This is a genomic window from Actinomycetospora chlora (assembly GCF_039542135.1).
GTDB classification, from domain to species: domain Bacteria; phylum Actinomycetota; class Actinomycetes; order Mycobacteriales; family Pseudonocardiaceae; genus Actinomycetospora; species Actinomycetospora chlora.
Genome location: NZ_BAABHO010000071.1, coordinates 20,796 through 27,163, shown reverse-complemented (window position 1 = coordinate 27,163; position 6,368 = coordinate 20,796). Strand labels below are relative to the sequence as shown.

General features: G+C 75.2%; 8 protein-coding genes. 4 read left to right on the top strand and 4 right to left on the bottom strand.

Annotated features, from left to right (window positions below):
* The first annotated feature begins 299 nt into the window (after positions 1-299).
* Together ABD994_RS28300 and ABD994_RS28295 are read left to right on the top strand one after the other, a co-directional pair.
* The gene (locus ABD994_RS28300; RefSeq protein ID WP_345423908.1) at positions 300-527 is read left to right on the top strand and encodes an ANTAR domain-containing protein; all 228 of its coding nucleotides are present in this window, start codon (positions 300-302) and stop codon (positions 525-527) included.
* 85 nt (positions 528-612) lie between these two features.
* Complete coding sequence (locus tag ABD994_RS28295) at positions 613-819, top strand: hypothetical protein (protein ID WP_345423905.1); 207 nt, start codon at positions 613-615, stop codon at positions 817-819.
* On the opposite strand, the gene ABD994_RS28290 is transcribed toward ABD994_RS28295, so the two are convergent.
* From ABD994_RS28290 to ABD994_RS28280, 3 genes are read right to left on the bottom strand one after another with little or no spacing between them, the layout of a single operon-like run.
* Positions 809-1,624, bottom strand: a complete 816-nt coding sequence (locus ABD994_RS28290) for a S1 family serine peptidase (protein ID WP_345423902.1) — start codon at positions 1,622-1,624, stop codon at positions 809-811. The genes ABD994_RS28295 and ABD994_RS28290 overlap by 11 nt on opposite strands.
* A 45-nt stretch (positions 1,625-1,669) precedes the next feature.
* A complete protein-coding gene (locus ABD994_RS28285; protein WP_345423899.1) occupies positions 1,670-2,443 on the bottom strand; it encodes a coniferyl-alcohol dehydrogenase in 774 nt (257 codons plus the stop codon).
* Between the two features lie 29 nt (positions 2,444-2,472).
* On the bottom strand, positions 2,473-3,489 hold the full coding sequence (locus ABD994_RS28280) for a Rossmann-fold NAD(P)-binding domain-containing protein (RefSeq protein ID WP_345423896.1): 1,017 nt from the start codon (positions 3,487-3,489) through the stop codon (positions 2,473-2,475).
* A 247-nt stretch (positions 3,490-3,736) separates the two neighbouring features.
* Here ABD994_RS28280 and ABD994_RS28275 point away from each other — a divergent pair, with 247 nt between their 5' ends.
* Positions 3,737-4,588, top strand: a complete 852-nt coding sequence (locus tag ABD994_RS28275) for a PhzF family phenazine biosynthesis protein (RefSeq protein WP_345423893.1) — start codon at positions 3,737-3,739, stop codon at positions 4,586-4,588.
* 65 nt (positions 4,589-4,653) lie between these two features.
* Positions 4,654-5,436: an E3 ubiquitin ligase family protein gene (locus ABD994_RS28270; protein ID WP_345423890.1), complete on the top strand. Its 783-nt coding sequence runs from the start codon at positions 4,654-4,656 to the stop codon at positions 5,434-5,436.
* Here the strand turns inward: ABD994_RS28270 and ABD994_RS28265 are convergent.
* A complete protein-coding gene (locus ABD994_RS28265) occupies positions 5,429-6,325 on the bottom strand; it encodes a CPBP family glutamic-type intramembrane protease (protein WP_345423887.1) in 897 nt (298 codons plus the stop codon). The two genes, ABD994_RS28270 and ABD994_RS28265, sit on opposite strands and share 8 nt — an antisense overlap.
* Positions 6,326-6,368 lie beyond the last annotated feature (43 nt).

Below are 6,368 nucleotides of genomic sequence, written 5' to 3'. Positions count from 1 at the left end.
GATAGGTCGGCGGTTCGACCCCGCCCCTGGCCACCAGCGCCCACCAGCGGAAACGCTCGGTGGGCGTTCGTCGTTGTCAGGGGCTTCACGAGCCCTCTTCACCAACGAGGTCCTCGGCCGTCGCGGACGCCGGCGACACTCTCGGAAGATCATCGTGGAGAGGTGCGCGCCTAGCGAGGGGCGGGATGCGGCCGTCGGGCTGATGGACAGATCGTGCTCGGACGAGTACTCCTTGTCGCATTGCCGGTCGACCCCACGGCCGGCTGCGGGGCACGGACGAGCAGTCCCGAGGAGCGGCCATGACGCTGCCGAGAGCGCAGGACCCGTCCACCACCACCGCCGACGTGTACCGGGCAGAGGGCGTGCTGGCCGAGCGGCTCGGTCTCGACCTCCCCGCGGCCGGGCAGGTGCTGCGCGACGAGGCGGCGATCCGGGCCCTGCCGGTGCTCGACGTCGCGCGCGAGGTGCTCCGCGGCCAGTGGGAGCTCCCCACCACCACCGTCATCGACCCGTGGGGCAGTTGCTGACGCGACTCCCGGCGCCGGATCCGTAACACCGTCACCCGGTCGAGCGACGTCGTGCGCGACGACTCGGGACGGCAGGGGGTTCGGCGTGGAGTGGATCGTGGCGGTGGTGGCGTTCGCGCTGGTCTGCGCCCTGGTGATCGGGGTGCCCCTGTACCTGGGCATGACGCGCTGGTCGTCACGCGCCGACCGCAAGGCCGCCGAGGCCCGGCGCCGCGCGTCCGCCGCCTCCTACACCGAAGCCGTCACGCCCCGGCCCGACCCGCAGCGGTCGCGGCGGGCGCTCAACCCGTGACGAGCCGCAGGCCGCCCATGCCGTGGCCGCGGGCGTAGTCGAGCATCTTCGCGAGGTCGCTGACGCCGTTGCTGGCGGGCAGCGGCGCGAACTGCAGGGTCGACAGCACCCCGAGGGCGGACCCGTCGGCCGAGAGGAAGGCGCTGCCCGAGTCCCCCGGGATGCCCGGGGTGACGGTGAGGACGTCGTGGCTCCAGCCCTGGCCGCGGTCGCCCGCGCTCGTGCCGATCTTCGGGCTGAGCAGCGTCACGCCCCCGCGCAGCTCCGAGTTGCCGTAGCTGCGCACGACCTCGCCGGGTCGGGTGCCGTCGGTGTCGACCCCGCGAGGCCCACCGAAGAACGGCACCGCGCCGGACGCGCCCGCCGCGTCGGCGCGGTCCAGGCGCACGAGCGCGAAGTCGTTGAAGGCGCAGGCGTCCGGGTCCCGCTCGCCCTCGGCCTGCATGGCGAGCCAGGAGTTGTAGACCAGCGTCCCCGGCCGGGACGCCCCACCGACGTCGACGGGGGTGCCGAGCGGCAGCGAGCCCGAGGTGCAGCCGTCGGTCTCGGTCGAGCCCCCGGTGCCCGAGCAGTGCGCGGCCTGGCCCAGATAGGTGGCGCCGCCGTCGGTGAAGAGGAAGTTCGCCGTGCACTGCGCGCCGTCGGTGCGCGTCTGCGCCCCGGGGTGCACGCCCGGGGCCGTGGGGACGGGCCCGTCGGCGGGCGCCGCGAGAGCCGTCGGGCCACCGACGGCGACGGCCGCGGCGACCACCGCCCCGGCGGCGAGGGCCGTCAGCGTCCGGCGCGTCCCGCGTCGTGCAGCCATGCCGGGTACAACGCCCTGCCCACGATCGGGTGACGCCGTGGCGGGTCAGCGCGACTGCAGGGCAGCCCAGGTGGTGGCCGCCGAGACGCCGCCGTCGGCGGCCAGCGTCTGCCCGTTGACCCACCGGCTCTCGTTCGACATGAGGAACGCGACCACCGACGCGATCTCCGACGCCTCGGCGTCGCGGCCGGCGGCGGTCCGGGAGCGGGCCAGCCGGCGGGGATCGGTGGAGCGCTCGATCTCGGGCAGCGAGGGCGTCCGCACCGTGCCCGGGGCCACCGCGTTCATCCGCACGCCGTCGCTCCACGTCAGCGTCGACGACGCCGTCGTGTAGGCGAGCACGGCCTCCTTCGACACGTCGTAGATCGACCGGTCGGGACGCTGCTCGCGGCACCACCGCAGGCCCTCGGCGAACGTCCGCGTGGCCAGGAGCGGCCGCAGCTCGCCGAGGTGGGCCACCCAGTGGCGACCCTCGGCCGACGACACGTTCACCACCGACCCGCCACGGCGGATGCGGCCGAGCAGGCTCTCGGTGAGGTGGCGCATGCCGAGGAAGTTCACCGCCAGCACCGACTCGGCCGGCGCCGTGCCCGGCACCCCCGCGACGTTGGCCAGCGCGTCGACCTGCCCGTCGAGCCGCCCGACGGCCGCGTCGATCGACGTCGGATCGGCGAGGTCGCAGGTCAGGTGCGAGATCTCGCGGTCCGGCGGCTCGCGGCGGTCGAGCCCGACCACCGACACGCCGTGGCGGGCGAGGAACTGCGCCAGCGCGCGTCCCACGCCCGAGGAGGCGCCCGTCACCAGGAAGACCGTGGTCATGACGGGGCCACAGTAGCGACGCCCCCACGTCACCCTGTCGGGGCAGCCCCCGATACGCAGCGCCGGACCAGTTCGGCCTCCCGGGTCGAGGTGAACCCGGCGGCCAGGTCCGGGGAGCCACGCTCGCGGTGCCAGGCCAGGACGTCGCGGGCGGTCTCGGCGGCCGGACGGAAGCGCAGGCCGGCGGCGAGTGCGGCCGAGGAGTCGATCGCGTCCTGCGGGATCTGGTCCTCGGGGAACCAGAGCGGGCGCTCCTCCTCCTCGACGTCGGTGAGCCCGGCGCGCAGGGCGTCCTCGCCGGCCCAGGCCCACTCGACGTCGCCCGGCCGGCCCCCGACGCCCTCGAGGCAGCCCTCGAGCACCGTGGCGAGGGGCTGGGCGCGGCCAGGGCCGACGGTGTCGAACACCCCCGCCTGACCGCGCGCGAGCACGTCCACGGCGAAGGCGGCGATGTCGCGGGCGTCGCTGTACTGCACCGCCCGCGTCGGGTCGCCGGGGGCGAGGACCGTGCGCGGCGCCTCGCCCGTCAGGGCGCGCGCGAGGCGCACGGGCCACCACGTGAAGCGGTCGGACGGGTCGCGCGGCCCCACCATGATCCCGACCCGGAGCACGGAGACGGGCCCCGCGAACTCCTCGGCGACGGCCGCCTCGGCGGCCAGCTTGTCCAGGGAGCGCTCCTGGAGCGGGTCGCCGTCGCGGGCTTCCCCCGGCCGGCGCACCGGCGCGCGCTCGTCGGGGACCGCCGGGCCGCGCGGGTGGTAGACGCTCATCCCGGACACGTAGCCGAGGGCCCCGACGGTGTCGCGCAGCCGCCGGGCCGCGGCGCGGACGGCGTCGGGGTCGGAGAAGGTGTCGAGCGCGGCGTCGAACGTGCGGCCGTCGAGCGGGGAGAGGTCGCCGTGGCGGTCGACGGTGAGCGCCTCGACGCCCTCGAGCGGCGCCCGCCCGGAGCGGCTCGCGACGGTGACCGTGTGGCCGGCCCGGTGAGCGAGCGCGGCCACGTGGTAGCCGAGGAACCCGCCGCCGCCCAGCACCAGCAGTCGCATGGCCCTCGGCTACCCGAGCGCCCGGCGTGACACCCTCGTCCCCGTGCGTGGCACTCGCTGCTCCGTGCGGGTGGCAGAGGTTGGTATGCGCCTTGCATGCATGTGACCGTCGGTGTCGATGAGGACTTCCCGGCGTCCCCGCCGGAACCCGATCCCGGGGCGTGGTGGCGTGTCCCGCGCCCCGGGACGGCCCAGCGGTACCGACGAGTCGGCGTCCGGCTGCCCGGCACCGGGGTCACACGGCACGATGGGGAGCGTGCAGCTCCACCTCGTCGACGCCTTCACGTCCTCGCCCTTCACCGGCAACCCCGCGGGCGTCTGCCTGACCGACACCGACGACGCGGCGTGGATGCAGGCGGTGGCGGCCGAGGTCAACGTCTCCGAGACCGCGTTCGTCGACCTCTCGACGCTCGCGGCGACGGGGGAGGTGGGCCTGCGCTGGTTCACGCCCAAGGTCGAGGTGGAGATCTGCGGCCACGCGACGCTGGCCAGCGCGCACGTCCTCTTCGAGCACGGGCTCGCGCCGTCGCCGATCGCGTTCCGCACCGCGTCCGGGGTCCTGCGCGCCGAGCAGCTGCCGGGCGGGGGCATCCAGCTCGACTTCCCGGTCGACGAGCCGGTCTCCGCGCTGCCCGACGGCCACCTCGCCGACGAGTTCGCCGACGCCCTCGGCGCCGCGGTGGTCGAGCTCGCCCGGTGCCGCTACGACGTCCTCGTCGAGATCCCCTCGGCCGAGGAGGTGCGCGCCCTCGAGCCCGACCTCTCGGTGCTCAAGGCGGCCAGCGGCCGCGGCGTCATCGTCACGGCCCGGGCCGAGGACGATCCGGCGCCCGGTGCGCCGGACTTCGTCTCCCGCTTCTTCGCGCCGGCGGTGGGTATCGACGAGGACCCGGTGACGGGCTCGGCGCACTGCTGCCTCGCGCCGTACTGGGCGAAGCGGCTGGGCCGCGAGCGGCTCGTCGGTGCCCAGCTCTCCCCGCGGGGCGGGGAGGTCGGCGTCGAGCTCGCCGGTGACCGCGTCCTCCTGCGCGGCGACGCGGTGACGGTGAGCCGGGGCGAGCTGCTCGCCGAGACCACGGTGACCGCCCGCGTCACCTGATCGGTCTACGCGTAGGTCACGCTCCGCGACTAGAGTGGCTCTCCGTCACCGGAGAGGGAGCAGCCATGTGGATGTGGATCGTCGGTCTCGTGCTCATCGCGCTCGGGGTCGCGGGCTTCCTCGCCGCCCAGGGCTCCCGCAAGCGCCGCCACGCGATGATCGCGGCCGAGACGCTGCCGGTGGCCGAGCTCGAGGAGCACCGCCGCACGCTGGCCGACCTGGGGTCGGCCGGCGCCTTCCGCAAGGTCTGCGAGGTCGTGGGCGCCGCCCACCCGCACCCCGAGGGGCCGCTGCGCGCGCCGCAGACCGGCACCGAGTGCGTCTGGTACCGGCAGACCGTGGTCCACGAGTTCAGCGAGTGGCACCGCGAGTCCGACGGCGACTGGGAGCGCCGGGAGCGCAGCGAGACCGTCCTCGACGACACCTCGCGCCAGGGCTACGCGCTCGTCGACGCCTCGGGGACCATCGGCGTCGACCCGAACGGCGTCGCGCCCGACCGTCCCGAGAAGATCCACGAGCGCTTCGAGCCCGGCCCTCCCGGCCCGGGTGGCTTCGGGGGCGCGGTCCGCAGCTTCTTCGGTCACGACGGCGAGTCGCTGGGGATGCGCTACACCGAGTGGGTCATCCGTCCCGGCCAGCAGCTGTACATCCTCGGTGAGGTCCACGACCGGATCGGGCCGCTCGTCATCGGCAAGCCCACGTCGTCGTCCGACCCCTTCATCATCTCGACGCGCACGGAGCAGGAGCTCCGTGACGCCGCCGTCGGCCGGCAGCGGTGGTTCGCCTGGGGCGGCGCGGCGCTCGCCGTGATCGGTCTCGTGCTGACCGTGGTGGGCCTCGTCAGCTGATCTCGCGGTCCCGCGGGAGGCCGAGTCGCCCGCGGGTCACGACGAGCAGGACGACCGCGGCCGCGCCGAACGAGACGAGCAGCGGCACCGCGCTGGTCGCGAGCGCGGGCGGGAAGATCGCCGGCGTCACGGTGGTCGCCGCGTCGATCGAGGTGTGGACGAGCACGGCGATGAGGACGCTGTACCGCGCGCCGTTGAAGAACCAGCTGGTCACGAACGAGAAGGTCACGGCCGTCGCGACGAACAGGGCGATGCCCACCGGGCCGCCGCCGCCCGACGCCGCGGTCCAGGACGGGTCGAAGAACTGCGGCAGGTGCCACAGGGCCCACAGCAGGCCGAGCACGAGCGCCGCCGCCGCGGGGTGCAGGCGCTGCTGGAGACGCGGTAGCGCGAACCCCCGCCAGCCGATCTCCTCGAACAGCGGCCCGCCGACCACGGCGACCAGCACGAAGGAGACCGCGTAGCTGAGCAGGAAGCCCGGCCCGCCGAGGGCGGCGAGGTCGGGCAGGACGCCGCCGACGACCGTGCAGCCGAGCACCGCCAGCAGCGGGACGCCCACGAGCGCGAGCAGGTACCACCACACCGACACGCGCCACCGCACGAGACGCGCGCCCAGCAGCCGCAGCCCGGCCCGCCCGTCGGTCAGCGCCGTGACGATCAGCGCGGCGCCCGTCGGCCCGAGGAGGATGGCGGTCGCGTTCAGGTAGCCGGTCGCCGGCGGCTCGACGGTCGTGGGGAGCCAGCCGGCGCCCGTGGTGCCGAGCACCCACGGCGCCCAGACGATCCAGCTCAGCGCGTAGGCGAGCACGAAGAACGCGGTGAGCGGGTGCCGCGCGACGAGCCCGCGGCGGGCCGGGACGGACGTGGGCTGGTCGGGCGCGATCGCCATGGCGTGAGTGTGCGGCGCGGACGAGGCGTTTCCGCTGCTCGGA